We start from the raw sequence: 24,502 nt of genomic DNA on the forward strand, positions 1-24,502 counted from the left end.
TTGGGTCGCCCAATCGATGAAGCCGGTCCCGTGAAGACTGACGCTACACGTGCCATTCACCAGAATGCACCGCGTTCGACGAACTGTCACCCTCGACAGAGTTGCTCGAAACAGGCATCAAGGTGATCGACTTGATCTGCCCATTCGCCAAAGGCGGTAAGGTAGGCTTGTTCGGTGGTGCCGGTGTGGGCAAGACCGTGAACATGATGGAATTGATCAACAACATCGCCAAGCAGCACGGTGGTTACTCCGTGTTTTGCCGGTGTGGGTGAGCGTACTCGTGAGGGTAACGACTTCTACCACGAGATGAAAGATTCCAACGTGTTGGACAAAGTGGCGCTTGTGTACGGCCAGATGAACGAGCCTCCCGGCAACCGTCTGCGTGTTGCGCTGACTGGTTTGACCATGGCGGAATACTTCCGTGACGAAGGTCGTGACGTTCTGCTGTTCGTAGACAACATTTACCGCTTTACATTGGCCGGTACTGAAGTGTCTGCGTTGCTGGGTCGTATGCCTTCTGCGGTGGGTTACCAGCCGACACTGGCTGAAGAAATGGGCCGCTTGCAAGAGCGTATTACTTCAACCAAGAAGGGCTCCATTACTTCCGTGCAAGCGGTTTACGTTCCTGCGGATGACTTGACCGACCCGTCACCAGCGACCACGTTTGCGCACTTGGACGCGACTGTGGTGTTGTCTCGTGACATCGCTTCCTTGGGTATTTACCCAGCGGTGGACCCACTGGATTCCACATCACGCCAGGTTGACCCCAACATCATCGGTGAAGAGCACTACAACGTGGCGCGTGGCGTGCAGCAAACACTGCAACGCTACAAGGAACTGCGCGACATTATCGCGATTTTGGGTATGGACGAATTGTCTCCAGAAGACAAGCTGGCCGTGGCCCGTGCGCGTAAAATCCAGCGTTTCCTGTCACAGCCTTTCACAGTGGCTGAAGTGTTTACCGGTTCTCCCGGCAAGTACGTGTCACTGAAGGAAACCATTCGCGGCTTCAAGATGATTGTGAACGGTGAGTGTGACCACTTGCCCGAGCAGGCTTTCTACATGGTAGGTACCATTGACGAAGCCTTCGAAAAAGCCAAGAAAATTCAGTAATCCGATTGGTGTGTAGTGCACCGGCCAAAGTGAAAACCCAAGCCGGTGCCCATCACAAAGGAAATGAGTATGTCGACAATCCGCGTGGACGTGGTGAGTGCAGAAGAATCAATCTTCGAAGGTGAAGCAGAGTTTGTAGCTTTGCCCGGAGAGCAGGGTGAACTGGGTATTTATCCACGTCACACCCCGCTGATTACACGCATCAAGCCCGGTACAGTTCGCATCAAGATTGCGGGTCAAGCTGAAGAGGAAGTGGTGTTTGTAAACGGTGGCGTGTTGGAAGTACAACCCAATGCCGTGACTGTTCTTGCAGACACTGCACTTCGCGGCAGCGACCTGGATGAAGCCAAAGCAACAGAAGCCAAACGTTTGGCCGAAGAAGCCTTGGCCAATCGCAGTGCGGACATTGACTATGCTCAAGCACAAGCTGAATTGGCTTCCGCGATTGCACAGTTGCAGGCCATCAAGCGCTTGAGGAAAGTACGCTAAGCAGTAAAAGGTTGGATCAACCAGCAAAAAGCCACGGTGAAAACCGTGGCTTTTTTCTTGAGTGGAAGCGAAACAATGCACTGTGGAACCACGGCATTTGAATTCGCAACATAAATGGCAATTAAGGAGTCGTTTATGTATCAAAAATTCGATGACCTGTTGAAAGATCTTCAACAGAATCGCCCAAGCAACCTCACCCCTCAGGGTCGAGTCTTTTTCTTTAACGACCAGTCCGTATTGTTGCAACATGGTGAACTGGAGGGCATCACCTGGGTTGATATTCACATTGAGTTGAAACGTTTTCACATCGAGAACTTGAGCGCTGCGAAAAAGGTGCTGCAAGCCAATTGTGAGATGGGCAACTCAACACCCATTCCCTCCTGGTTTGCAATCAATGTGAAGAATGATTGTCTGGTCTTCATCAACAGACTCGACTGGCGACACCTCACCTGCAAAATTCTGGAAGACCATATTCTGCGGTGCATTGAACAAATGGGAAGTGCGTTGACCAGTGAGGGTGTGTAATCCGCGTTGAATGTTCTACGGGTTAGAATAAGGGAATGAAAATCGCCCTGTATTCTGATTTGCATCTAGAAACGATGCGCCACTTTCCCGCTTTGGCGGCTGTTCCACAACCGGCAGAGAATGTGGACTTGATGATTCTCGCCGGCGATATTCACCAGGGCACGCAAGGCTTGCAGGCCTTGGCCGATCTGGGAGACAAGCAGCACATTTACGTGGCAGGAAACCACGAGTATTACCATCACGATATTGAAATTCTGGACGACCATTTGTTTGAATTGGCCGCGAAGAAGCATTTGAATTATTTGCAGCGCACCAGCGTGGTGATTCAGGGCGTGCGTTTTCTGGGTTGCACCCTCTGGACCGATTTCAACATTCAGCCTGGTTGGCGGTTTGGTGCTGAATTGGTAGCCAAGGCGTTTTTGCCGGATTACAAGTTGATCCGGATGCGTGGCAAACAGTTTTCGCCCAGCATGGGCATCGACTTGCACTACCAGAATATTGACTGGCTGGAGTCTGCACTCGCTACGCCGTTTGATGGAAAGACGGTGGTGATTACTCACCATGCACCACACCCGCAAAGTATTCACCCTCGCTTTAATTTAAGCCCGATCAACGCTGCGTTTGTATCTGATCTGAGTCGTTTGATGGGCAAAGCCGATGTGTGGGTACATGGCCATATGCATGATTCCTTCGATTACACCGTTCACAACAACGGTGGCCAAACCCGTGTTTTGGTGAATCCGCGGGGCTATGTTCGCAAAAAAAGGCAAAGCTCGAAAAATGGAGCGTGGACAGGTGCAGGTGACACCGCAGGCTTTTGAGAATCCATTCTTCAACCCGCACTTGGTATTTGAAGTATGAAGTTGGCGGCCAACCTGAGTTGGCTTTACACAGAATTCGATTTTCTTGACCGAATGCGTGAGTGTGCCCACGATGGTTTCAAGTACGCCGAGTGCATGTTTCCCTATGAACATTGCGCTGAACTGCTGCGCGACCGAGCGCTTGAGGCAGGCGTGCAATGGGTGCTGATTAATGCGCCCGCCGGTGATTGGGGTCAGGGCGATCGGGGGCTGGCCAGCTCACCTGCGAGGCGCAACGAGTTCAAGCGGTCTATCGAAGTAGCAGTGAATTACGCCAAGGTGTTGGGTGTACGGAAGGTGCATGTGCTGGCAGGGGCGGTCGATTTGAGCGATGACCGTGGCATGCGGGCTGCGTGGGATTGCTACGAAGAAAACCTGTTGTGGCTGGCCAGCACCATGAAGAACGAGCCAATTGACTGGTTAATTGAACCGATTAACCGGTTTGATGTGCCTGGTTACCTGTTAAACCGCCAGGCTGATGCCCACGAACTGTTGATTCGTTTGAATCAGCCTAACCTGGGTGTGCAAATGGACTTGTATCATTGCCTGCGAACCGAGGGTGAAGTGTTAAAAGCGCTCGACCGATACCTGCCCTCCGGCCGCGTGAAACACATGCAGCTTGCAGGTGTGCCGCATCGCGATGAGCCGGGTGTGAATGAATACGTAGCCGTGTATGACCGTTTGACAGTGTTGGGCTACAGTGGACACATTGGTTGCGAGTATCGGCCCAAGGCGGGCACCCGCGATGGCCTGGGCTGGATCCGAAGCACCGGTTTTTCAGGCACAATGGAGTCCTCCGAAACTTGAGCCCAGGCGGGCAACCGCTGGAAGAGTGCGCATGCAAGACGCTGAACTGAAGCAACTGCTCGAAAACACCAAGACGATCGCTGTGGTGGGTTTTTCCTCGCAAGCCCACAAACCGAGTTTTTTTGTGGCCAAGTATCTGCAGTCGCAGGGTTATCGAATTTTGCCGATCAACCCGGCTTTGCAGGGACGGCCCAGTGGTTTGATGGGCGAAACCTGTTACCCCGATTTAAAAACAGCGGTTGCTGAAACCGGTTTGAAGATTGATTTGGTGGATGTGTTTCGCCGTGCTGAACACACCCCCGATGTTTTGGCCCAGGCGATGAATGTGGGCGCTGGTGCCGTGTGGTTGCAGCAGGGCATTCGCAATGACCTGGTGGAGGCCAAGGCCCGAGCGGCCGGTTTGCCCTTTGTGATGGACCGTTGTTTGAAAACCGAACATCAACGTCTGTTTTTAGTTTGATTTTATACAAGAAGCACTTACGAACATGAGCAGTTTTCAGCCTGTCAAGAACGACACCTTCCTGCGTGCCCTGCGTCGCGAAGCCACTGAGTACACCCCTGTCTGGCTGATGCGCCAAGCGGGCCGCTATTTGCCTGAATACCGTGCAACACGCGCGAAAGCAGGCAACTTCATGGGTTTGTGCACCAATCCTGAGGCTGCCTGCGAAGTCACCCTGCAGCCGCTGGAGCGCTACAAGCTGGATGCTGCCATCTTGTTCTCAGACATCTTGACTGTACCCGACGCGATGGGGCTGGGTCTTTATTTTGAAGAAGGCGAAGGCCCCAAATTTGAGCGGCCCTTGGTCACAGAGGCCGATGTCGCCAAATTGGCTGTGCCTGACATTGGCACCAGCCTGCGTTACGTCACAGACGCAGTCAGCACCATTCGAGGTGCCTTGGGCGGACGAGTGCCACTGATTGGTTTTTCGGGTAGCCCGTGGACTTTGGCCTGTTACATGGTTGAAGGTGGAGGCAGCAGCGATTTTCGCAAGGTCAAAACCATGCTGTACAAACGACCAGACCTGATGCACCGCATTCTTGAAGTGACCACGGAAGCGGTTAGCCAATACTTGCGCGCGCAAATCGATGCGGGTGCCCAGGCCGTCATGATTTTTGACAGCTGGGGCGGTGCTCTGGCCGACGGCGCATTCCAGAAGTTCAGCTTGAATTACATCAAGAAAATCGTGGGCAGTTTGCCCTTGCAGGTCAACCGGGGCAGTTTTGCGGAAGACATACCCTCGATCGTGTTCACGAAGGGTGGTGGTTTATGGCTTGAAGACATTGCATCCAGTGGCGCCAGTGCTGTGGGTGTGGACTGGACGGTCAACCTGGGCCAGGCCCGCGCACGAATTGCTGAGCGTTGTGCGATCCAGGGCAACCTGGACCCCAATGTGTTGTTTGCAGAGCCAGCCCAGATTGAAGCCGAGGTGGCCAAGGCTTTGGAAAGTTTCGGGGTGCCGCAGGCTGGTGCTGGCCATGTCTTTAACCTTGGGCACGGCATTTCGCAGTTCACCAACCCGGACAGTGTGGAGGTGATGGTGAATGCCGTTCATGCCTATAGCCGCAAACAAAGGCAGTAAAAACTTGGACTTATGCACATTTTTGGCGCAAGGCGGAAGAAACATTATTTTGCATTGCACGACGAATGGAAAAGCAGTGTTGTCAGTTAACCCATTGTTTTAAAACAATAAAAATACGTTTTACAAAATTTGTACTTTACATGAATGCCCACATCCTGTAGCGCATCCGTGGATTATTTCCACGGATGTCCACAAAGTTATCCACATTGACTGTTAAAAATTTTGTATTCCGTTTAATTCAAGCCAGCTAGTCCATGAACTTAAAGTAAGCTGTGAAGACAGACCCAAACCAAAACACGTCATCTAACCCGATCAAGGGGGACACTTTGCTGGTGAATGTGTTGGTTGCTGCACCGCTTCCCAAGGCTTTCACTTATCAATGGCACAGTGAGCATGCGCCCCAATTTGGGATGCGGGTGATCGTGCCATGGGGCCGTCAATATCGGATTGGTCTGGTGCAGGGTGTTGCTCCCGATCAGCAATTGACCGAGAACATCAAACCCGTGCACTCGGTGTTGGACCAAGGTGAATGCCTGAGCGCGCAGTGGCAAGCCTTGATTGAATTTGCAGCCAAGTATTATCACCATCCTTTGGGCATGATCGCTCTGGAGGCCTTGCCCAAGGCTTTGCGGGTTTTAAACGCCCGTGGAGAAGAGCCAGTGATGGTGGCCAAATCCCGGGAGCATGCGCAGAAGTTATTGGTCGAGCGCAGTGAACCGCTTGCCGTAGCCAAAGCAGCCAAAGCAAAGGTTGATCAACGCGACAGACCGGTACTGAACGCAGAGCAACTGGAAGCAGTGGGGCAGCTGGTCAACGCCAAAGGCTTTAATCCTTTTTTGCTCTATGGGGTAACAGGTAGCGGCAAAACCGAGGTGTACCTGCACATGGTGGAAGAACGCTTGAAGTGTGGCGAGCAGGTGCTGGTGCTGTTGCCGGAAATCAACCTGACCCCGGCGGCACAGGCCCTGTACAAAGAACGGCTTGCTCCTCACCGTGTAGTAGTGATGCACAGCAATCTCGCTGAACTGACCCGAACCAAGGCTTGGTTCGAGGCTGCAACGGGCGCTGCCGATGTGATAATTGCCACACGCCTGGGCGTACTGACCCCACTTCCGCGACTTGGCATGATTGTGGTGGACGAGGAACACGACCCTTCATACAAGCAGCAAGACGGTATGCGTTACCATGCCCGCGATTTGGCGCTGATGCTGGCCAAACAGCGCAAGGTGCCCATCGTACTGGGCTCGGCCACCCCTGCCTTGGAAAGTTGGCTGAAAGCCGAACAGGGGGCGTACAAGCGCCTGAGTTTGAAGAAACGCGCGGTGCTGGGTGCCAGCCTGCCGAAAGTGGAGTTGATCAACACGGCCAACTTTCCGGCCAAGGAAGGGTTGAGCGAACCAGCCATGCAGGCGCTGGTGCAAAACTTCGAGGCCGGCAAACAAAGCATTGTGTTTTTGAACCGCCGGGGCTACGCGCCACAAATGGTGTGCAATGCCTGCGGTTGGGTGGCCAATTGCGACCATTGCACAGCTCACATGGTGTGGCACAAGAATGAACGCATGCTGCGTTGCCACCATTGCGGCGCTGGCCAGCGGGTGCCCACGCATTGCCCCACCTGTGGCAATCAGGACTTGACCGGGTTTGGCCGTGGAACCCAGCGGATTGAAGAAACCCTTGCTGGCCTGTTGCCCACAGCCAATATTTTGCGGATTGATGCGGACAGCACCCGCAACAAAGGGCAAATGGAAGCATTGCTTCAACAGGCACACAGCGGAGCGGCCGATGTACTGGTGGGTACGCAGATGATTGCTAAGGGCCACGATTTTGCCAATGTGACCTTGGTGTTGGCCTTGAATGTGGATGCCTCGCTGTATTCGCATGCCTACCGTGCCCCTGAACGCCTTTTTGCGCAGTTGATGCAAGTGGCCGGCCGGGCCGGGCGCCGCGCCGGCGATGCCCGCATGGTGGTGCAAACCCGGTACCCCCAGCACCCTTTGTTCGACGCATTGAAAGCGCATGATTATGAAAGCTTTGCCAGTCACGAAATGCAGGCTCGCAAAGATGCCCGCATGCCACCCTTTTCCCACCAAGCCACCATTCGGGCAGACCACAAAAAACTGGCCAATTGCCTGCAGTTTTTAAGCACGGCGAGGGAGCTGGGTGAACCCTTGGTGGATGCTGACAATCCTGTTTTTATGTGCGACCCGGTGCCGTTGACTGTGGTTCGGGTAGGCGGTATTGAGCGGGCGCAAATGTTGATTGAAAGCGAATCGCGGCCTGCCTTGCACCGGTTTCTTACTCTGTGGCTGGCCCAATTGCACGAGCTGCCCGGCAGTGTGCGCTGGTTTTTGGAAGTGGACCCGGTCGATTTGTAAGTGCCCTCTGGTACAGTAATGCCTTCCCCTGGAGTTTCCCCCCGGTATGTCTGTAGGCCTGAACAAAGCCCAAAGCGAAGCAGTTGTGTATGTCGATGGCCCTTGCCTGGTATTGGCAGGCGCAGGGTCGGGTAAAACACGCGTAATCACCCAAAAAATTGCTCACCTGATTCAAAACAAAGGTGTTAGCGCCAAGAACATTGCTGCCGTTACTTTCACGAACAAAGCCGCCAAGGAAATGGAAGAGCGCGCGGCCAAATTGCTTCGCGATGGTGAGGGCAAGGGTTTGTTGGTGTGTACTTTCCACAGCCTGGGCATTCGAATTCTGCGGGAAGAACACAAGCACGCCGGGCTGAAGGCGCGCTTCTCGATTCTGGATTCCACCGACACCTACGGCTTGGTTCAACAGCTGTATGGCACCACCGACAAGCAACTGATACGCAAAGCGCAAAGCGTTATTTCCCTGTGGAAAAACGGCCTTGTTGACCCCGATGCGGCGCTGGCGCAAGCCACCAGCGAGGATGAAGGGCAAATTGCGCGCCTGTACAAGAGTTACGAGGCCACATTGGCCGCGTACCAGGCCGTGGATTTTGACGATCTGATTTTAAAGCCCACCCGCCTCTTGGCCAGCAATGATGAAGTGCGTAACCGTTGGCAAAACCGATTGAGGTACTTGTTGGTCGATGAGGTGCAAGACACCAACGCCTGTCAGTACGATTTGTTGCGTCTGATTGCCGGGCCGCGCGCCATGTTCACGGCTGTGGGTGACGATGACCAGGCCATTTACGCCTGGCGGGGCGCCACGATTGAAAACCTTCGTCAACTGACGGAGGATTACCCGCAGCTGAAAGTCATCAAGCTGGAGCAGAATTACCGGTCTACCTTGCGCATTTTGCAGGCTGCCAACCGCTTGATTGAGAACAACCCCAAGCTGTTTCCGAAAACACTGTGGAGTGATCATGGCCCGGGCGAACCCATCGTGATAACACCGATGGCCGACGATGAGCATGAGGCCGAGCAAGTGGCCATGATGCTGAGCGGTCACCGGTTCGAGCGGCGAGCCAAGTACGGTGACTATGCTATTTTGTACCGCAGCAATTTTCAGGCACGTGTTTTGGAACAGGCCTTGCGTCGCCAGAAAATCCCGTACATTTTGAGTGGCGGACAAAGCTTTTTCGAACGCGCTGAAATCAAGGATGTGATTGCCTATCTGCGCCTGCTCGTGAATCAGGACGATGACCCCGCATTTATTCGTGCAGTGACTACGCCCAAGCGCGGGATTGGTCAGAAAACACTGGAGGCCTTGGGCACTTACGCTGGAACACGTGGTGTTTCATTGTTTGAGGCCTTGTTTGAAACCGGTGCAGAAAGCCACTTGAATGCAGGCATGGTCGACGCTTTGCGCACTTTTGGAACCTTCATCAACAAACTGGAATACCGGGCACAACGAGAACCCGCACGTGATTTGCTCAATGAATTGTTGAGCACCATCAAATACGAGGAGTGGCTGTACGAGCAGCAAGACGAGCGCGGCGCTCAGGCCAAGTGGCAAAACGTACTTGATTTCGTCAAGTGGATGGGCGACAAAGGCGAGGAAGAAGGTTCAACCCTGTTGGACCTGACCCAGAAGGTGGCTTTGATGACCATGCTGGATCGCCAGGACGACGGAACACGCCCCGATGCTGTGCAGCTAAGTACCCTGCATGCAGCCAAAGGACTTGAATTTCCACATGTGTTTTTGATTGGCTGCGAGGAAAGCATTTTGCCCAGCTTTGGTGATGGAGAGGGGCGGGAGTTGACCGATGACAGGCTGGAGGAGGAACGCCGCCTGATGTATGTAGGAGTGACCCGTGCACAGCGAAGCCTGAACATTACGTGGTGCAGAAAGCGCAAAAAGGCGCGCGAATTGGTGAGCTGTTTTCCATCCCGATTCATCAAGGAGCTTCAACTGGAGACAGACAAAGACCTGCCCGATGACACCCCGAAAATGAGTCCGAAAGATCGCTTGAGCGCCTTGAAAGGTTTGCTGACCAAGGTCGCCACCTAGGTTAAAGCTCAACCGAAATCAAGTGACACCCAAGGCTGAGTTTGCTTTTTGTATGAGTGCCTCAGGCGTCACCGGTTTGAGCAACCAGCCCGCCAAGCCCAGGGCTTTGGCCCGTTGGATCATGTCCTTGTCGGAGTAAGAGGTGATCACCACAATCGGCACCGTGGCGCCGGTTTTTCGGATTCGATTGCACAGCTCCAGCCCGTCCATGCCCGGCATGTCAATGTCGGTGATGATCAAGTCTGGCGCACCACTGTCGACAATGTCTCGGATCCCTTCTTCAGCGCTCGCTGCAGTGCGCACTACATGGCCGGATTGGGTCAAAATGTGGGCACATACTTTTCGGATGGTGTTCGCGTCGTCAATCAACAGAATGTTGGCCATGGCGTGATGTGTTGGAATTGTGAATTTGTTGCCACAATCATACCGCGTCAGCCTGGAAAACTTCAGACTCCAGCACCTTCACGCCGGGTTCGGCGTGCAATGCTTCTTTTAAAATCACATGCGCCAGCTTCTCTACTTTCACGCTGCGCAAACGTTTGGGCAAGAACGGATTGAACAGACGGCTGGCCACCAAGCCGATTTCTTCGCCAAGCCGAAACTCTTCGCGCTGGCCATCGAGCAAACCAGGGCGTGCAATGATCACGCTCGGAATGCCGGAATTCTTGACAGTTTGTTCGGCCTCACCTTTGGTGCGCAGGTAGAGGCCTCTTGCTTTGGGATTCGCCATCATGGCCGAATTGAGCACGAAACAAGGCACTGAATGCTGTGCCGCGAGTGCCGCAAACTGAGCCACCAGTGTGTAATCGACAAAGCGGAATTGCTCAGCGGTTTTGGCTACCTTGATGGTGGTGCCCAGGGTGCAGATGACCGCGTCGGCTTGCCACCAAGGCGCCTCTTCGGGAATCGCATTGAAGTCGATTAACTGGTTGAGCAACTTCGGGTGAGGTGTCAGGGGTTTGCGCGTCAGCGCCACCACTTTGCCCACTTGCGGATGCGCCAGGGCTTGTGCCAAGACATGATGACCCACAACGCCGGTGGCGCCGATCAGCAACAAGGTTTTTTGGTCGTTCGTTGAACTCAAATCAAGTCCCCAATAAAAAAACGCGGCAGTCCTAAGACTAACCGCGTTTCGCTGTCAAAGTCCAAAGGCCTGGTCAGGCGCTCTGTGTTTGCTTTTCTGCGGCTTTGCGTTTTTTGCGGGCAATTTGCTTGTCACGCATTTTCTTCATTTGACCCACGATAATGGCCTGATAGGTTTCCGGCAGGGTACGCACCATTGCGTCCATGGCGACTGCGTCTGGGCCAACCAGCACGCGGCGCTTATTGCCCTTCACGGCCTTCAAAATAATGTCGGCTGCCTTTTCGGCGCTGGTAATGAAGAACTTCTCGAAGAATTCCTTGCCCTGTTCAGAGTCAGCACCTGTGAACTCTTCAATTTCAGGGGAGGCAACGCTTTTGCGGGCAATTGCTGTTTTAATGCCGCCAGGGTGTACGCTGGTGGCAGACACGCCGCAGTTCATCATGTCCAGTTCCTGGCGCAGGCTTTCCGTGAAACCGCGCACAGCAAATTTGGTGGAGTTGTAGGTGCTTTGGGTAGGCTGTGCACACAGGCCAAACAGGCTGCTGGTGTTGATGATATGTCCTTCGCCCGATGCTTTCAGGTGTGGCAAGAATGCCTTGGTGCCGTACACTACGCCCCAGAAGTTGATGCCCATGATCCATTCAAACTTGTCGTAGTCGATGTGTTCAACCGGGGTTGCATAGGCCACGCCGGCATTGTTGAAAATCAGGTTCACTTTGCCATGGTCTTTTGCGGTTTGGTCGGCCCAGGCGTACATCGCCTCACGGTTGGACACGTCCAGTTGCTGGCTGGTGACCTTGACATTGGGTGCCGCGGCTTTGACCAGTTTCACGGTTTCGGCCAGGCCTTTGGTGTCAACATCGGAGATGGACACGTGGCAGCCTTCTTTGGCCAGTTGAAGTGCCAGAGTGCGGCCCATGCCTGAGGCTGCGCCTGTGATTGCGGCAACCTTGCCGTTGAATGATTTCATGTGTCGGTCTCCAATGTGCTGTGTTGTAGCTGTAATTTGACAATCGTGGTTGTCAATTTAATGTTGGGCCTGCATACTGTCAATGCCTATTTTTTGAGTATATCTTCCAATTATGAATGCGAAAGCACCGGAGCAAATTGCCAAAGCCGCAGGGCGTCGTTACCGTGGGGTGTCCAATGAGACCCGCAAGGCCGAGCGACGGCTCAAGTTGATTGAAGCCGGCATCAAGGTGTTCGGCTCGACCGGTTATCACGCTGCCACGGTGAAAGGCTTGTGCCAGGAGGCCGGGCTGACTGAGCGATACTTTTACGAAAGTTTCAGCAACGCAGAGGCTTTGTTCACCGCCTGCTACCTGCACATTACCGACACCTTGCGCGAGAAGTTGCAGAAGGTGTTGTTGGGTATGGAAGACGACAACCTGGAGCAGGCCACCCGCACAGGTTTGACCGTGTTTTTCAGCCAGTTCAAGGAAAGTCCGCAGGCCGCCCGAATTTTGTTGGTCGAGGTGTTGACGGTAAACCGGCACTTGGAAGAATTGAGCTTGAAAACTTTGTACAGCTTTGTGGAAATGCTGGAAACACTGGCCAAACCCCTGATTGAACAGAGAAAGGACGGCGCAGTGAAAGGCCTGGATTCCACTTTGTTGGCCTCGGGCCTGGTGGGGTCCGTGCTTTACATGGCTGCCCGTTGGAGCTTGGACGGCTGCAAAAAACCTGTAGAAGATGTGGTGGAAAACGCCATGCTGATATTTCGTGGCGTGGGCATGCTGCTGACAGAATAAAAAAACCCGCCTGGTGGCGGGTTTTTTGAGACCAGGGTGGTTCCCCCCAATTTACTTGGCGGCCTCGGCAGCTTGCTCAGCGGCCGGTGCTTCGGCAGCAGGTGCAGCTGGCTCGGGTGCCACGAAATCGGCGCCCACTTGTTTGCCCATGTAGGCCACCGCGCGAGCCACTTCGATGTCGTCAAGGTCAGAATTGCCGCCTTTGGCTGGCATGGCGCCAATGCCATTCACTGCGTTTTGCCAGAGTGTGTCAAAGCCTTTGCTCAGGCGGGCTGACCATTGACCTTGATCACCTGTTTTTGGCGCACCGGCTGCACCCGCAGTGTGGCAGGCCGCACAAGCTGCCGCATACACCTGTTCGCCAGTTTTCAATACTTTCGGTGCGTTGGCATCCACAAAGTCAACGGTGCCCACTGGTGCCAGGCGCGCGGCGATTGATTCTTCTGAAAACGCATTGCTGCCAGCGGCTGGCTTTTCGCTGCTGCTGACGTAATAAGCCAGCAAAATAATGACGAAAATCGGGATGACAAACGCCGCAATCACTGCATAGATGAGTTGTTTGGGTGTCTTGATTAGAAGTTCGTGTTCGTTTGAATCGCTCATACGACGTCCTGATTGAAAGCGCTGGTTGAAACGTAATTATTAGGGCTGCACAATACTGGCTGACAAACGCCGATGGACGCGCCTGTGGACGTGCCCGATTGATGTTTAGGCCTTGCGGCATGTACGCAGCATCAAAACAACTGTAAATTGTATCTTGAAAAATGCTTTAAACCCAAATATTTATTGCTGAAAATGCAAGCCTGTGCTGCAGAGGGATGAGATTTTGAAGAGTGCATTGAGCGAAAACCATCGTTATGGTTTGCCCATGGTGGTTATTCACTGGTTAATGGCGGTGGGCATTTTGACGGCATTTGGCGTGGGTTTGTACATGGTGGACATTCCCGGCATTACGCCGTTCAAGTTGAAACTGTTCAACTGGCACAAGTGGTTGGGTGTGACCTTGTTTGCCCTGGTGTTGTTGCGCGTGGTGGTTCGAATGTCGTCCAAAAGCCCCAAATACCCGGCACATTGGGGGCATAACACGGTGCTGCTGGCCAAATTGGGGCATTTGGCCTTGTACCTGTTCATGTTGGGAGTGCCGGTGTTTGGCTACTTGTACAGTTTGGCCTCGGGTTACCCGGTGGTGTGGTTTGGCGTCATTGAGCTGCCGGCACTGATTGAAAAAAATGCAGAATTGAAAGAGTTGTTTAAAATCCTGCATGAACTTTCAGGCAAAGGTTTGGTCTTGTTGGTGTTGGGCCATGTGTTGATGGCCTTGAAGCACCACATTCTGGACCGCGACGGTATTTTGGGCCGCATGATCCCCGGAATGCGAGCTGACTAATTTTTCGATCAATTGCCGATTGTTTTCAAGTTCTGCAGGATTCACCATGACATACCCATTCGCCAAGGCGTTGACAGGCCTGGCACTCTCAGTTTGCAGCATGTCCGCCCTGGCCGCACCCATTGATGCGACACAAAGTGAAGTCAAGGCGACATTCAAACAGTTCAATGTGCCAGTGAGTGGCAATTTCAAGAAATTTGCGGGTGACGTGCAGTACGACCCAACCAAGCCAGCCGACACCAAAGCCACCCTCAGCGTAGATACTGCCAGTTATGATCTGGGCGACCCCGAGTACAACAAGGAGGTTGCAGGAAAAGACTGGTTTGACTCAAAAAATCACCCCAAAGCGACTTTTGTGATCACCGGTGTAACCGGCAGTGGTAACAATTTGCAGGCCACTGGTGATTTGACGATTCGCGGCATCAAAAAACCGTTGAAGTTTCCTGTGAAAATTCAAACAGCGGGTGGCAAACACACCTTCACCGGCAAAACCCAGATCAAGCGCCTGGAGTACAAAGTGGGAGCAGATGGCGAGTGGGGTGACACCAGCCTGGTGGCCGATGAAGTGGTGATCGATTTTAAATTGGTGGCGCCTGTCAAATGAGCAGACACACCGTGTAATACACAGCAACAACAAGGAGTTAGGGATGTTCAAGCAAGTAACAAAAACAATGTTGGGCGGCGCAGTTGCACTGGGCATGTTCGGTGCGGTCCATGCGGCGGTGGACACTTACATCATCGATCCAAGCCACACTTTCCCGTCATTTGAGGCAGACCACATGGGCGGGCTTTCGCTGTGGCGCGGCCAGTTTGAAAAAACCAAGGGCATGGTGACTTTGGACCGTGCCAACAAAACCGGTACCGTGGACATTGAAATTGATGCGGCCAGCCTTGATTTTGGCCATGGCAAGATGAACGAGCATGCCAAGGATGTGGACATGTTCGATGTAGAAGCCCACCCCACGATTACTTACAAAGCCAGCAAAATGCGTTTTGAGGGTGACAAACCCGTGGAAGTATTGGGCGACCTGACCCTGAAAGGAATCACCAAGCCTGTGCCGTTGAAGATCAATACTTTCAAATGCATTATGCACCCCATGAAAAAAGCGGAAGTGTGTGGTGCTGATGCGGTGGCTGAATTCAAGCGCACTGACTTCGACTTGGGTTACGCCGTAGACCGTGGCTTTTTCCCAGAGGTAAAAGTGCTGATCACCATTGAAGCAGTGAAGCAGCCCAAGTAAATGATGACGAAATAGAAAAAGGCCGGTGATTATAAAATCACCGGCCTTTTTATTTGCCGCGGAACTTACTTGCTGTCTGCGGCGTTTTCAAGTTTGCTGTGTGCTGTGTCGCCCCGTGTTTTCCACAGCGAGAACACCACACCACCGGCAATCAGGCCCAAAGTCACGCTGAGGGAGAAGGCTGGGGGGAATTTGCCAATGAAGTTCACCAGGAAAATTTTGCTACCGATGAACACCAGCACCATCGCCAAGGCGTACTTCAGGTAGTGGAAGCGGTGAATCATGGCGGCCAATGCGAAGTACAAGGCACGCAAACCCAGAATCGCGAAAATGTTGCTGGTGTACACAATGAACGGATCGGTGGTGATCGCAAAAATTGCGGGCACGGAATCAACCGCGAAAATCAGGTCGACGAACTCAATCAGGATCAAGGCAAGCAGCAAGGGCGTGGCAAAGCGAACCACCTTGCCCGTTTTGGGGTCAGGTTCGTTGACCACGAACGCATTGCCACGCAGGCCATCGGTGATGCGCATGCGCTTGCGCAAGAACTTCAGAATTGGGTTGTTTTCAATGTCTGGTTCGCTGTCGGCCATGAACCACATCTTGATACCAGTAATTACCAGGAAGGCACCGAACAGGTAAAGCACCCAACTGAATTCTTTCACCAGCGCAGCACCCAAGCCAATCATGATGGCGCGCAGCACGATCACGCCCAAAATACCCCAGAACAACACGCGGTGCTGATACTGACGGGGAATGGCGAAGAACGAGAAGATCATGGCGATGACAAACACGTTGTCCATCGACAAAGATTTTTCAATCGCGAAACCGGTGAAATAGTTCATGCCGCTTTCCGAGCCCAGGTAATACCACACCCAGGCACCGAACAAACAGGCTGCGGTGATGTAGCCACCCGAGAGCAGCAAACTTTCCTTGACCCCAATTTCGTGGTCATCTTTGTGCAGCACGCCGAGGTCGAAGGCGAGCAGCGCAACCACAATACCGACAAACAACAGCCAAATCCATGCGGCTGTGCCGAGAAAGTCGGTGTGCATGAATTCCATTAAAACGTCCACTTTGATACTCCATGAGGGTTGAATTGAACACGGCGCCATGGTGTACCAGTTGTGATTTCGAAAAAACCAGTATTTAATGAAGTATTGCTTCGGTTTTTACGAAGTTGATTTGTGGAGTGCGGAATGAGCTTGAATTATCGTCACTTGCATTACTTTTGGATGGTGGCCAAAGAAGGCGGTTTTGCGCGTGCTGCTGAGCGCATGGACATGGCCATTCAAACCATCAGCGCGCAAGTGCGCGAACTTGAAAAAGATTTGGGGCATCAGTTGCTAAAGCCTGATGGGCGTGGCGTGGCATTGACTGAAGCCGGGCAGGTGGCCTTTGCCAAAGCCGAGGAAATTTTTCAGCTGGGCCAAAGCCTGCCGGAGTTGGTACGGGCGGTGGCCAGCAAACCGGTGAGGCGCTTCAGGGTGGGTTTGTGCGATGGCATCTCGAAACTGGCGGTGCATGCTTTGTTGAAACCCGTACTGGGCATAGAGGACTTGCACCTGACTTGCCATGAAGGCGAACCCGAGCAGTTGTTGGCGGAGTTGGCGTTGCTTCACCTTGATTTTGTGTTTGCCGGGCAGCCTCCGCCCGCCAACCCCAACTTGCGTATGCAAAGCCGTTTGTTGAACACCACAACAGTGGATTGGTTTGGCGCTTCGAGATGGGTAAAGAAAGGCAGTGTGAGCCATTTTCCGCAATGCCTGGCTGAGTTGCCTGTGCTGTTGCCCACCGGCCACTCCCGTTTGCGCGTGGATTTGAACCACTGGTTTGAACAGCAGGGGATTGTGCCCCATGTGGTGGGCGAATTTGAGGACAGTGCCTTGATGTCGGTGTTTGCAGCCCGCGGACTGGGTGTATTTCCAGTGAGTCGCCTGGGTGTGTATGACACTGGAACTTTAAGTGGTTTGCGCTTGTTAGGGCAATGCCCGGATTTGCACGAGGAGATTCATGGTGTGTGGAACGTGAAAGGAATCGACCACCCCTTGGTGGTCGAATTACTGAATGGGTTAAACGACTAACCGACGGCTTGATTGAAGAACTGCCCTGTCAGGCCGCAGCCACTGCGGCTTCAATTTCAGCAAAGGTGCTGGCCTTCACCGGGTCCATGACCGGGATACCCATTTGTCGTGCAATTTGTGTGGAGGAGAATAAACCCACCACGCGCATTTTGCCCGAGCGGTTGTCCACCACCAGTGCATGTTGGCGGTTGTGTTCACGCAGTGTGGCAATGATATGACCCACCTCGGCGCGCGACACCGCGCCAAACTCCAGAAACTCGAGGTCGGGCAGTTTCACCATCACATCGTTTACAGTCAGTTCGGGCACATTGCGATTGCTGGATGACGCCTCCTTGATTGCGCGTTCCCCAGCCAGGTCGTTGGCGGTGAGCAAGCCTTGAAGGTGGCCTTGTTCATTGCGAACGAACAGCAGTTTGACGCCACACACAATCATGGTGGTGCGGGCTTGCTCAAGTGTTTCAGAGCCGGAAATACTCACGGGGTGTACGCGCCGAAGGTCTGTCATGGCATCGAAGGCTGGTGAATCGGCCGTCAGCTTCAAAGGTCGGCTGGGGTCGCTCACCGTGATGGTTTCAGTGGCGCTGGCGTTAATGTGTTCGAGTGCTTGGTAGTGTTGTCTGATCATGTTGAAACCCTTTTTTGACACACAGTCTTGTAGCATCCGCTGGTTTGGGGCCAGCGGGCGAATTTGCAGGACGGACCGCATGCAAAAGGGTACAGGCACAAGGGTTTGTTGCCTTGTGTCGTGGCAGTGCAAGCACCGTCCACTCAAAATTCAGTCTACGCTGCTGGCGAAAAGTTTCAAGTCAGTAAAAGCCCGGAGGACACAATCGAACACCTGCCTTTTCCGTGGATGAAACAGCTCAAGTTTTACCCATTGCGGTTCAGCCACGTCGGGCTTACTTCAGGGGCGTGCCCAGGGCGTAGGGCAGCAGGTTCATGACTTCTTTGCTGACACCCATGGCCAGGTGGGGTGTGTCGATTTCGATGTGTTCAACATTGGGGCTGAAGCGGTCGATACAGGCTTGCCAACTCACGATGGAGTCTTTCTTGCAATACAGCGCAACAATAGGACACACAATCGGATGCTCGAAGCGTTTGAGCGTGCTGTTCTCAATCGATTCCACGTCGAGTCCACGAATGTCATACAGCGCTTTGACCGCCGTGTACTTGGGCCCGCCAATCACCGGGCTGCCAATGGTGACGATGCGGCTCACGTTTTGCTGAACCTCGCGTGCAGCTTCGCGAGCCAGGTAGCCACCCAAGCTCCAGCCCAGCAGTTTGATCGGGGCTTGAGCCTGCTCGGAATGTTCCTTGATGTCGGCAATCACCTGTGGAAGCAGTTTGCCCACTTCACCGTGATTGAAACCGGCAGACCAGTGCACGGCCTTGTAGCCCAGTGAGTCCAGGTAGCGTTTGATGAAGGTCATGCTGCTGGAACTGGCTCCGAAGCCGGGCAACAGCAATACGGTTTGACCCTGCCCCACATTTTTTCGGGCAAGAAAACGCCAGCCCACGGCGAGTTTGGCTGCTTCAAATGGTGTTTTGGCCTCGCCCAACAACAGGCTGAGTTTGGGCTTGCCAATTGAATTGCCGTAACGTTTCTGGAATTCTGCTTTGTTCATGGGGTGTTACAAGGTTGTGCACACCCGAGAAAATACGGCAAGGCGGGGCTGCGCACAAAGAGTAAATCCTCTAGTGGTGCGCGTTTTATTGCAGTAGCGCGAGGCTTTGGTTGGCCAAGCGAATACGCAAGGCCAGTTCCCGGGCGAGGTTGTTTTGGAGAATCTGGCTTAATTCGGGTTGATGTTCAAGCAAGTGGTCAAATTGTGCAGTGGGCAGAAAAAGCAGTGTGCAGTCGGTGTCCGCGCACACTGTAGCTGAACGTGGTTTTCGGTCAATCAGTGCCATTTCGCCGACCATGCTGCCGGGGCAAAATCGCATCAGTCTTTCATTGCTGTGGCCAGTGCGGTGCCACGCACTTAATTGCCCTTGCAGCAGCACATACAGGCCGCAAGGCTCGGCGCCTTCAGTGAATAGGGCTTGGCCAGTGGGCAGCCCTGTGGTTTGCCAGTGCTGATAGAAGGTTTGTGTTTGTGCCGGGGTCATGTGGTCGCACAGGTGGCTGTTCTCTAGCGCGTTGTCGGTGCTGCATGCCATGTTCTCGACCGCTGTTTGACCCAGTAACCGGTTCTCAATGTGCCAAAAGGCGTCGTCGATGTGGCCTTGTATGGCAATGCCCAAACGGGTCAGGCAATTGCGCAGTAGAAGGTCGCCGCCCATGGCTTGTTCGTGTGTGGGCAGTACGGCCACGGTTTGGGTGCGTGGCAACCCTTGTTTGAAAAGCCGCTCTAGGCAGTCGCAGGCGGTGTCGTCAATGTAGCGCAGGTGGGTGAAATCGAGCACAGCGGATTGCGCCGGTGCCAATTCGTCTTGTAGTCGTATTGCAATGGCAGGGGCATTGCCAAAAAACAGATTGCCCTCAAAGCGTACCCAGGCCAAGTGTTCAAAGGCGGCGTCGAGTTGTTGGCGGTGGGCGCGCGGGCGCATGCTGCGTGAACGTGCCGCGGGCCTGAATTCAATGCTGCGCAAACCGCTGCCGGATTGTTGTTGCAGAAAGTAGGCGGCTACAAAAAGCACGCCGACCAAGGTGCCGATGAGCAAATTGCTGATCCCGGTGACAAATACCATGCTGAGCACCACCCACACGGTGAAGCGTTCTGTGGGTGCCATTTGCTTGCGCGTTTTGGGCGTGGCAAACCGCTTCAGCAGGCGCAGCGTGCTGCCCTGAATCAGAAAGAGCGAACTGACTGCCACCGCAGTGGCAAGAATGTGCAGGGGCAGCTGAGCCAGAATTGGCCAGCTGAACAGCAAAAGCAGGCCCAGCAGGCCCACGTACCAGGCTTCGCTTTGGCGGTGCTGGGCGCCTACACCCAGGGCAGCGTTGCTTCTGGAAAAGTAGTTTGAGCTGGGCAGCGCCAAGGCCAGGCCGCACAGAACATTGGCCAGTGCCAGGGTGTTCAATTCTCGGCGGGTGTTGTGCCGGGTGCCGAGCGTTTGGTCGACTTGCAACAGCGATTGCATGCTTTCCAGCACCACCAGCAAGGCCAGCACCGCCGCCCCCACCAACACTTGAAGCAGCAGGCCAGGTGTACCCAGCAACAAGGCAGACACCTGTTGAACGCTGCCCACAAGGCTGGTTGTATCCAGGTTTTGCCACAATGGGTGGTTGGGCATGGCGGCTACGGTTTGCACGGGCAATGTGCCGGGCCATGCCCACAGCAGCACGCCGTGCAGCGCAAAGCCGCAGGCCAGGCCGTACACCAGGCCGAGAGGGTTGGGGCGTATGGCGCGGAAGTACAGCAATACTGACACCGTGATTGCTGACACGCTGAGTGCCATGGGAGAGAACAGCGATGCTGTATTCAGGGCTTGCAGGGCGGTGGTGTACACAGCAAAGCCCAGCATGGCGGGCAGCAATTTGTAGGCTGAGAAAAGACCCAGTGTGGTGTTCATGCCAATGAGTACCGGGGCTGGCAAAAACTGCATCAGTTTGCCCACACCCTGTTGTTGAGCCAGTGCAATCAACAGTCCGGCCAGTGTTATTTCCAGTGCCAACAACAGCATAAGTTCTGTGTGGTTGCTGGTTATTTGCAGAAAACCGAGCAAGGAGCCCGCGACAATCAGTGCCGTTGAAGAACGTGGTCCACCGAATTGAACAGGCGCTTTCCCGAGCAGGGCGCCCATGAAGCCGCCGATGAGTGCGCTGGCCAAACCTGCGTAAATGCCATAAGCCAAGCCGGCCTGACCCAATGGGGCAAAGGCCAGCATGCCATACACAATTGCCTGAGCGTATCCACCGAATGCGACCAGTGCGCCCGCTTTGAATTCGGTGTTCAAGGAAGAATTCGCGCAGCCGAAGTTGAGTTGAACTTAGTCTACGCGAATTGCATTATTTCGAGGTGGGCATGACGAATTCAGCACCTTTCTCGATGCTGTCTGGCCAGCGCTGCATGATGGATTTCTGGCGGGTGTAGAAGCGAACACCCTCTTCGCCGTAGGCGTGCATGTCGCCGAACAGGCTTGCCTTCCAGCCGCCGAAGCCGTGCCAGGCCATGGGCACTGGAATGGGTACGTTGATGCCCACCATGCCCACCTGAACCTGACGGCCAAATTCACGCGCTACGTTGCCGTCGCGGGTGTAGCAACTCACACCGTTGCCGTATTGATGGCTGTTGATCAAATCCAGGCCTTCTGCAAAATTGGCCACACGCACGCAGCTGAGCACAGGCCCGAAAATTTCTTCCAGGTAAATGCGCATGTTGGGCTTGACGTGGTCGAACAAAGTGCCGCCGGTATAAAAGCCATTTTCGAAACCAGCTGGTTTTTGGCCGCGACCATCCACAACCAATGTGGCGCCTTCTTCCACGCCAATTTGTACGTAGTCTTCGATGCGTTTCAAAGCCTCGGCGGTCACAATTGGTCCCATCTCAGCTGACAAATCCATGCCGTCGGTCACTTTCAGGGTTTTCAGGCGTGCGGCCAGTTTGGGGATCAGTTTGTCGCCCACATCGCCCACCATCACCGCCACGGAAATGGCCATGCAACGTTCACCCGCGCTGCCGTAAGCGGCACCGATGAGTGCGTCGGTGACCTGGTCCAAATCTGCATCGGGCATGACCAACAGGTGGTTTTTCGCGCCACCCAGGGCTTGCACGCGCTTGCCGTTGCGGGCGCCTGTTTCATAAATGAATTTGGCAATCGGCGTGGAGCCCACAAAGCTGAGCGCCGCCACGTCGGGGTGATTCAGAAGGGTTTCCACGGCCAGTTTGTCACCATGGACCACGTTGAATACACCGTCGGGCAGACCCGCTTCTTTCAGCAATCGGGCCATGAAGTTGCCAGCGCTGGGGTCGCGTTCGCTGGGTTTGAGTACAAAGGTGTTGCCGCAGGCAATCGCCACGGGAAACATCCAGCACGGCACCATGCAGGGGAAGTTGAACGGGGTAATGCCGGCCACCACGCCCACAGGCTGGCGCAGGGTCCAGTTGTCGATGTTGGTTGAAACCTGTTCGGTGTAGTCGCCTTTCAACAACTGCGGGATGCCGCAGGCGAATTCAATGATGTCGATACCACGGCTAACTTCGCCCTGCGCATCGGTAAACACTTTGCCGTGCTCGGCCGTGATGATGGCGGCCAGTTCGTCGCGGTGCTGGTTCATCAAGGCCAAAAATTTGTTCATGATGCGCACGCGCTGAAGCGGCGGCTTGTTGGCCCAGGCAGGCAAGGCGGCTTTGGCAGCCTGCACGGCTTTGTTCACGGTGGCGACATCCGCCAATTCAACCTGGCGGGCAACCGTACCCAGCGACGGGTTGAACACATTGGCTGTTTTGCTGCCAGCCACGCTCACGGAATTGCCGTTGATGAAGTGGGCGACAGTTTGATCGTTCTTGTAGGGTTGCATGTGTCTGGGCCTGCTTGTTTGCTTCTGAAGCTGCTTATTGTCGCGCAAGCGGGGCACGGGTTGAATCGGTGCTAACACCAAGCTTCCGGAAAAATTCCGGATTCACTGGCAATTTACCGAAGCTTGTCAGTAAAGCCCTGATTTTTAATCCAATTGTGTTTGCCGGAGGTATTACTGACATAAGGCCTGTCACTAAGGTGGGCCCAGAATGAAAGCAGAGGAGACAGCAGTGATTACAGGCTTGACGAACAAGGCCGCGTTGCGGCGTGGGCTACGGGTGGGGGCAGCCACTGTTGCCTTGTTGGCGTTGGCAGGCTGCCTGGGCAGCAGCAACAACGACATCGCTGGCACCGATGGTCGAACCAATCCGAATGAGAACCCCAACCTGAAGTACGACGTGAGCATTACCCGCACGACTTACGGTGTCCCACACATTCGAGCCAAGGATTACGGCAGCTTGGGTTACGGGCAGGGTTACGCCTTTGCGCAAGATAACCTCTGTGTATTTCTCGAGGACCTGTTGACCATTCGAGGCGAGCGTTCACGCTTCTTTGGCCCCAACGGCACCTACACCATTGAACCCAATGGTTCCACTGCCAACAACGTGGCCAGCGACTTTTTCTGGAAAAGCCTGTTTGCCTATGAGGAAGAAGGCGCGGATGGTGTGATCCGCAATGCATGGCAGCGCACCCGCGACAAAACCATTCCCGATTTTCAGAATGTGGTGGCCGGTTATGCCGATGGCGTGAACCGCTACATTGCCGAACTGAAAGCCGGGGAGCATGAGTATGAGCGGGCCGACGGCAGCAAGGTGCCCGCGCATGCCGCGTGTGCTGATGCTGAATGGTTGGCTCCAATTACCACGGATGACATGTATCGCCGCTTTGTTCGCCTCGCTGTATTGGCCAGCAGCTCGGTGTTTGTGACGGAAATCGGCAATGCCCAACCTCCTGGTGTTTTGCCCGGTTTGCCCAGCGGCGGTGGTGCCCCTTCGCTACCTGTGGCCAGTGCAGGGAAAAAGGCAAAAAACCCCAGCGTGGCCGAGCAAGTGGCCTTGCTGAAAGCCAACCCGAACCCGTTCACTGCCATGCAGAACAAGGATCATTTTGGCAGCAATATGTATGCGTTTGGCAAAGACGCAACCGCCAATGGCCAGTCGCTGGTGTATGGCAACCCCCACTTTCCATGGAAGGGTACAGAGCGTTTGTACCTGAGCCACAATATTCTGGAACTCAATGGCGAAAAGGCCATGGACATCATGGGTGTAGGGCTGTACGGCGTGCCCGCGGTGTTGATTGGCTTTAACGAGCATGTGGCCTGGAGCCACACGGTTTCCACGGCTTTCCGATTTACGCTTTATCAGTTGCAGATCAACCCAGCCAACCCCACCCAGTACATGTACGAGGGTGAGATGCGCGACATGATTGCCTTGCCAATCGAAATTGAGGTGAAGCAGGCCGATGGAAGCATCACCAAAATGCAGCGCACCATGTACCGCAGTCACTATGGGCCCATGCTAGTGCTGGAGGCCAGCGGAGTGCCGGTGCTGGGCTGGAATCAGTTGATGGCGTTTACGCTTCGCGATGCCAACCTCGAGAATGACCGACTAATCAACCAGTTTGCCAAGTGGAACCTTGCCAAATCCCTGGAAGAGTTTATCGGCTTGCATGGTAGTGAACTGGGTGTGCCTTGGGT

At 54.2% G+C, this 24,502-nt stretch carries 23 protein-coding genes and 1 pseudogene; 15 read left to right on the plus strand and 9 right to left on the minus strand.

Annotated elements, in window-relative coordinates:
• The 9 genes and pseudogenes from atpD to A0129_RS12815 form a co-directional block, all read left to right on the plus strand.
• Positions 1 to 1,113: pseudogene (gene atpD, locus A0129_RS12775) on the plus strand (F0F1 ATP synthase subunit beta); the annotation flags it as partial.
• Positions 1,114 to 1,182: 69 nt separating this feature from the next.
• Entirely contained in the window at positions 1,183 to 1,602 is a 420-nt protein-coding gene (locus tag A0129_RS12780) for a F0F1 ATP synthase subunit epsilon (protein ID WP_105027744.1), read from the plus strand.
• A gap of 135 nt (positions 1,603 to 1,737) precedes the next feature.
• Entirely contained in the window at positions 1,738 to 2,127 is a 390-nt protein-coding gene (locus tag A0129_RS12785; RefSeq protein WP_291715526.1) for a hypothetical protein, read from the plus strand.
• Between the two features lie 35 nt (positions 2,128 to 2,162).
• Entirely contained in the window at positions 2,163 to 2,948 is a 786-nt protein-coding gene (locus A0129_RS12790) for a metallophosphoesterase (protein ID WP_291715528.1), read from the plus strand.
• Positions 2,949 to 2,984: 36 nt separating this feature from the next.
• A complete protein-coding gene (locus A0129_RS12795; protein WP_291715530.1) occupies positions 2,985 to 3,794 on the plus strand; it encodes a TIM barrel protein in 810 nt (269 codons plus the stop codon).
• Between the two features lie 31 nt (positions 3,795 to 3,825).
• Positions 3,826 to 4,254, plus strand: a complete 429-nt coding sequence (locus A0129_RS12800) for a CoA-binding protein (protein WP_291715532.1) — start codon at positions 3,826 to 3,828, stop codon at positions 4,252 to 4,254.
• 25 nt (positions 4,255 to 4,279) lie between these two features.
• Positions 4,280 to 5,374, plus strand: a complete 1,095-nt coding sequence (gene hemE, locus A0129_RS12805) for a uroporphyrinogen decarboxylase (RefSeq protein WP_291715534.1) — start codon at positions 4,280 to 4,282, stop codon at positions 5,372 to 5,374.
• Positions 5,375 to 5,646: 272 nt separating this feature from the next.
• Positions 5,647 to 7,749, plus strand: coding sequence for a primosomal protein N' (locus A0129_RS12810; RefSeq protein ID WP_291715535.1), 2,103 nt, complete (start codon positions 5,647 to 5,649; stop codon positions 7,747 to 7,749).
• A gap of 46 nt (positions 7,750 to 7,795) precedes the next feature.
• A complete protein-coding gene (locus A0129_RS12815; RefSeq protein WP_291715537.1) occupies positions 7,796 to 9,796 on the plus strand; it encodes a UvrD-helicase domain-containing protein in 2,001 nt (666 codons plus the stop codon).
• Positions 9,797 to 9,814: 18 nt separating this feature from the next.
• Here A0129_RS12815 and A0129_RS12820 read toward each other — a convergent pair whose 3' ends face one another.
• From A0129_RS12820 to A0129_RS12830, 3 genes are all read right to left on the minus strand, one after another.
• Complete coding sequence (locus A0129_RS12820; protein ID WP_291715539.1) at positions 9,815 to 10,180, minus strand: response regulator; 366 nt, start codon at positions 10,178 to 10,180, stop codon at positions 9,815 to 9,817.
• 37 nt (positions 10,181 to 10,217) lie between these two features.
• Positions 10,218 to 10,880: an NAD(P)H-binding protein gene (locus A0129_RS12825; protein ID WP_291715541.1), complete on the minus strand. Its 663-nt coding sequence runs from the start codon at positions 10,878 to 10,880 to the stop codon at positions 10,218 to 10,220.
• A gap of 73 nt (positions 10,881 to 10,953) precedes the next feature.
• Positions 10,954 to 11,850 (minus strand): SDR family oxidoreductase, encoded by an 897-nt coding sequence (locus tag A0129_RS12830; RefSeq protein ID WP_105027735.1) that lies wholly within the window; start codon positions 11,848 to 11,850, stop codon positions 10,954 to 10,956.
• Positions 11,851 to 11,962: 112 nt separating this feature from the next.
• Here A0129_RS12830 and A0129_RS12835 point away from each other — a divergent pair, with 112 nt between their 5' ends.
• On the plus strand, positions 11,963 to 12,631 hold the full coding sequence (locus A0129_RS12835; protein WP_105027734.1) for a TetR/AcrR family transcriptional regulator: 669 nt from the start codon (positions 11,963 to 11,965) through the stop codon (positions 12,629 to 12,631).
• 51 nt (positions 12,632 to 12,682) lie between these two features.
• Here the strand turns inward: A0129_RS12835 and A0129_RS12840 are convergent, their stop codons facing one another.
• Positions 12,683 to 13,234, minus strand: a complete 552-nt coding sequence (locus A0129_RS12840; RefSeq protein WP_291715543.1) for a c-type cytochrome — start codon at positions 13,232 to 13,234, stop codon at positions 12,683 to 12,685.
• 235 nt (positions 13,235 to 13,469) lie between these two features.
• Here A0129_RS12840 and A0129_RS12845 point away from each other — a divergent pair, with 235 nt between their 5' ends.
• The 3 genes from A0129_RS12845 to A0129_RS12855 all read left to right on the plus strand — a co-directional run bounded on the left by A0129_RS12845 (position 13,470) and on the right by A0129_RS12855 (position 15,259).
• Entirely contained in the window at positions 13,470 to 14,018 is a 549-nt protein-coding gene (locus A0129_RS12845; RefSeq protein ID WP_291715545.1) for a cytochrome b, read from the plus strand.
• A gap of 46 nt (positions 14,019 to 14,064) precedes the next feature.
• Positions 14,065 to 14,622, plus strand: coding sequence for a YceI family protein (locus A0129_RS12850; protein WP_291715547.1), 558 nt, complete (start codon positions 14,065 to 14,067; stop codon positions 14,620 to 14,622).
• Positions 14,623 to 14,689: 67 nt separating this feature from the next.
• Positions 14,690 to 15,259, plus strand: coding sequence for a YceI family protein (locus A0129_RS12855; RefSeq protein ID WP_291715562.1), 570 nt, complete (start codon positions 14,690 to 14,692; stop codon positions 15,257 to 15,259).
• Positions 15,260 to 15,324: 65 nt separating this feature from the next.
• On the opposite strand, the gene A0129_RS12860 is transcribed toward A0129_RS12855, so the two are convergent.
• Positions 15,325 to 16,335 carry a TerC family protein gene (locus A0129_RS12860; protein WP_291715549.1) on the minus strand — a complete coding sequence of 337 codons (1,011 nt, stop codon included), beginning with the start codon at positions 16,333 to 16,335 and terminating at the stop codon, positions 15,325 to 15,327.
• A gap of 123 nt (positions 16,336 to 16,458) precedes the next feature.
• Here A0129_RS12860 and A0129_RS12865 point away from each other — a divergent pair, with 123 nt between their 5' ends.
• Positions 16,459 to 17,343: a LysR family transcriptional regulator gene (locus A0129_RS12865; protein WP_291715551.1), complete on the plus strand. Its 885-nt coding sequence runs from the start codon at positions 16,459 to 16,461 to the stop codon at positions 17,341 to 17,343.
• Between the two features lie 28 nt (positions 17,344 to 17,371).
• On the opposite strand, the gene A0129_RS12870 is transcribed toward A0129_RS12865, so the two are convergent.
• From A0129_RS12870 to A0129_RS12885, 4 genes are all read right to left on the minus strand, one after another.
• A complete protein-coding gene (locus tag A0129_RS12870; protein WP_291715553.1) occupies positions 17,372 to 17,968 on the minus strand; it encodes a hypothetical protein in 597 nt (198 codons plus the stop codon).
• 274 nt (positions 17,969 to 18,242) lie between these two features.
• The gene (locus A0129_RS12875) at positions 18,243 to 18,968 is read right to left on the minus strand and encodes a hypothetical protein (RefSeq protein ID WP_291715555.1); all 726 of its coding nucleotides are present in this window, start codon (positions 18,966 to 18,968) and stop codon (positions 18,243 to 18,245) included.
• 85 nt (positions 18,969 to 19,053) lie between these two features.
• On the minus strand, positions 19,054 to 21,243 hold the full coding sequence (locus A0129_RS12880) for a cyclic nucleotide-binding domain-containing protein (protein ID WP_291715557.1): 2,190 nt from the start codon (positions 21,241 to 21,243) through the stop codon (positions 19,054 to 19,056).
• Positions 21,244 to 21,295: 52 nt separating this feature from the next.
• Positions 21,296 to 22,807, minus strand: a complete 1,512-nt coding sequence (locus A0129_RS12885; RefSeq protein ID WP_291715558.1) for a CoA-acylating methylmalonate-semialdehyde dehydrogenase — start codon at positions 22,805 to 22,807, stop codon at positions 21,296 to 21,298.
• 208 nt (positions 22,808 to 23,015) lie between these two features.
• Here A0129_RS12885 and A0129_RS12890 point away from each other — a divergent pair.
• Positions 23,016 to 24,502, plus strand: a 1,487-nt coding sequence (locus A0129_RS12890) for a penicillin acylase family protein (RefSeq protein ID WP_291715560.1), incomplete at its 3' end; no start/stop codon positions are given.

The sequence above is a fragment of the Limnobacter sp. CACIAM 66H1 genome (assembly GCF_001601825.1).
In the GTDB taxonomy this organism is placed as follows: Bacteria; Pseudomonadota; Gammaproteobacteria; order Burkholderiales; family Burkholderiaceae_B; genus Limnobacter.

Excerpts from the sequence above, each read along its gene's own strand:
- A0129_RS12795 (WP_291715530.1), top strand. The coding sequence starts at position 2,985 with ATGAAGTTGGCGGCCAACCTGAGTTGGCTTTACACAGAATTCGATTTT.
- A0129_RS12840 (WP_291715543.1), bottom strand. The coding sequence starts at position 13,234 with ATGAGCGATTCAAACGAACACGAACTTCTAATCAAGACACCCAAACAA.
- A0129_RS12780 (WP_105027744.1), top strand. The coding sequence starts at position 1,183 with ATGTCGACAATCCGCGTGGACGTGGTGAGTGCAGAAGAATCAATCTTC.
- A0129_RS12820 (WP_291715539.1), bottom strand. The coding sequence starts at position 10,180 with ATGGCCAACATTCTGTTGATTGACGACGCGAACACCATCCGAAAAGTA.
- hemE (WP_291715534.1), top strand. The coding sequence starts at position 4,280 with ATGAGCAGTTTTCAGCCTGTCAAGAACGACACCTTCCTGCGTGCCCTG.
- A0129_RS12785 (WP_291715526.1), top strand. The coding sequence starts at position 1,738 with ATGTATCAAAAATTCGATGACCTGTTGAAAGATCTTCAACAGAATCGC.
- A0129_RS12835 (WP_105027734.1), top strand. The coding sequence starts at position 11,963 with ATGAATGCGAAAGCACCGGAGCAAATTGCCAAAGCCGCAGGGCGTCGT.
- A0129_RS12865 (WP_291715551.1), top strand. The coding sequence starts at position 16,459 with ATGAGCTTGAATTATCGTCACTTGCATTACTTTTGGATGGTGGCCAAA.
- A0129_RS12800 (WP_291715532.1), top strand. The coding sequence starts at position 3,826 with ATGCAAGACGCTGAACTGAAGCAACTGCTCGAAAACACCAAGACGATC.
- A0129_RS12850 (WP_291715547.1), top strand. The coding sequence starts at position 14,065 with ATGACATACCCATTCGCCAAGGCGTTGACAGGCCTGGCACTCTCAGTT.
- A0129_RS12830 (WP_105027735.1), bottom strand. The coding sequence starts at position 11,850 with ATGAAATCATTCAACGGCAAGGTTGCCGCAATCACAGGCGCAGCCTCA.
- A0129_RS12855 (WP_291715562.1), top strand. The coding sequence starts at position 14,690 with ATGTTGGGCGGCGCAGTTGCACTGGGCATGTTCGGTGCGGTCCATGCG.
- A0129_RS12870 (WP_291715553.1), bottom strand. The coding sequence starts at position 17,968 with ATGATCAGACAACACTACCAAGCACTCGAACACATTAACGCCAGCGCC.
- A0129_RS12875 (WP_291715555.1), bottom strand. The coding sequence starts at position 18,968 with ATGAACAAAGCAGAATTCCAGAAACGTTACGGCAATTCAATTGGCAAG.
- A0129_RS12790 (WP_291715528.1), top strand. The coding sequence starts at position 2,163 with ATGAAAATCGCCCTGTATTCTGATTTGCATCTAGAAACGATGCGCCAC.
- A0129_RS12885 (WP_291715558.1), bottom strand. The coding sequence starts at position 22,807 with ATGCAACCCTACAAGAACGATCAAACTGTCGCCCACTTCATCAACGGC.
- A0129_RS12815 (WP_291715537.1), top strand. The coding sequence starts at position 7,796 with ATGTCTGTAGGCCTGAACAAAGCCCAAAGCGAAGCAGTTGTGTATGTC.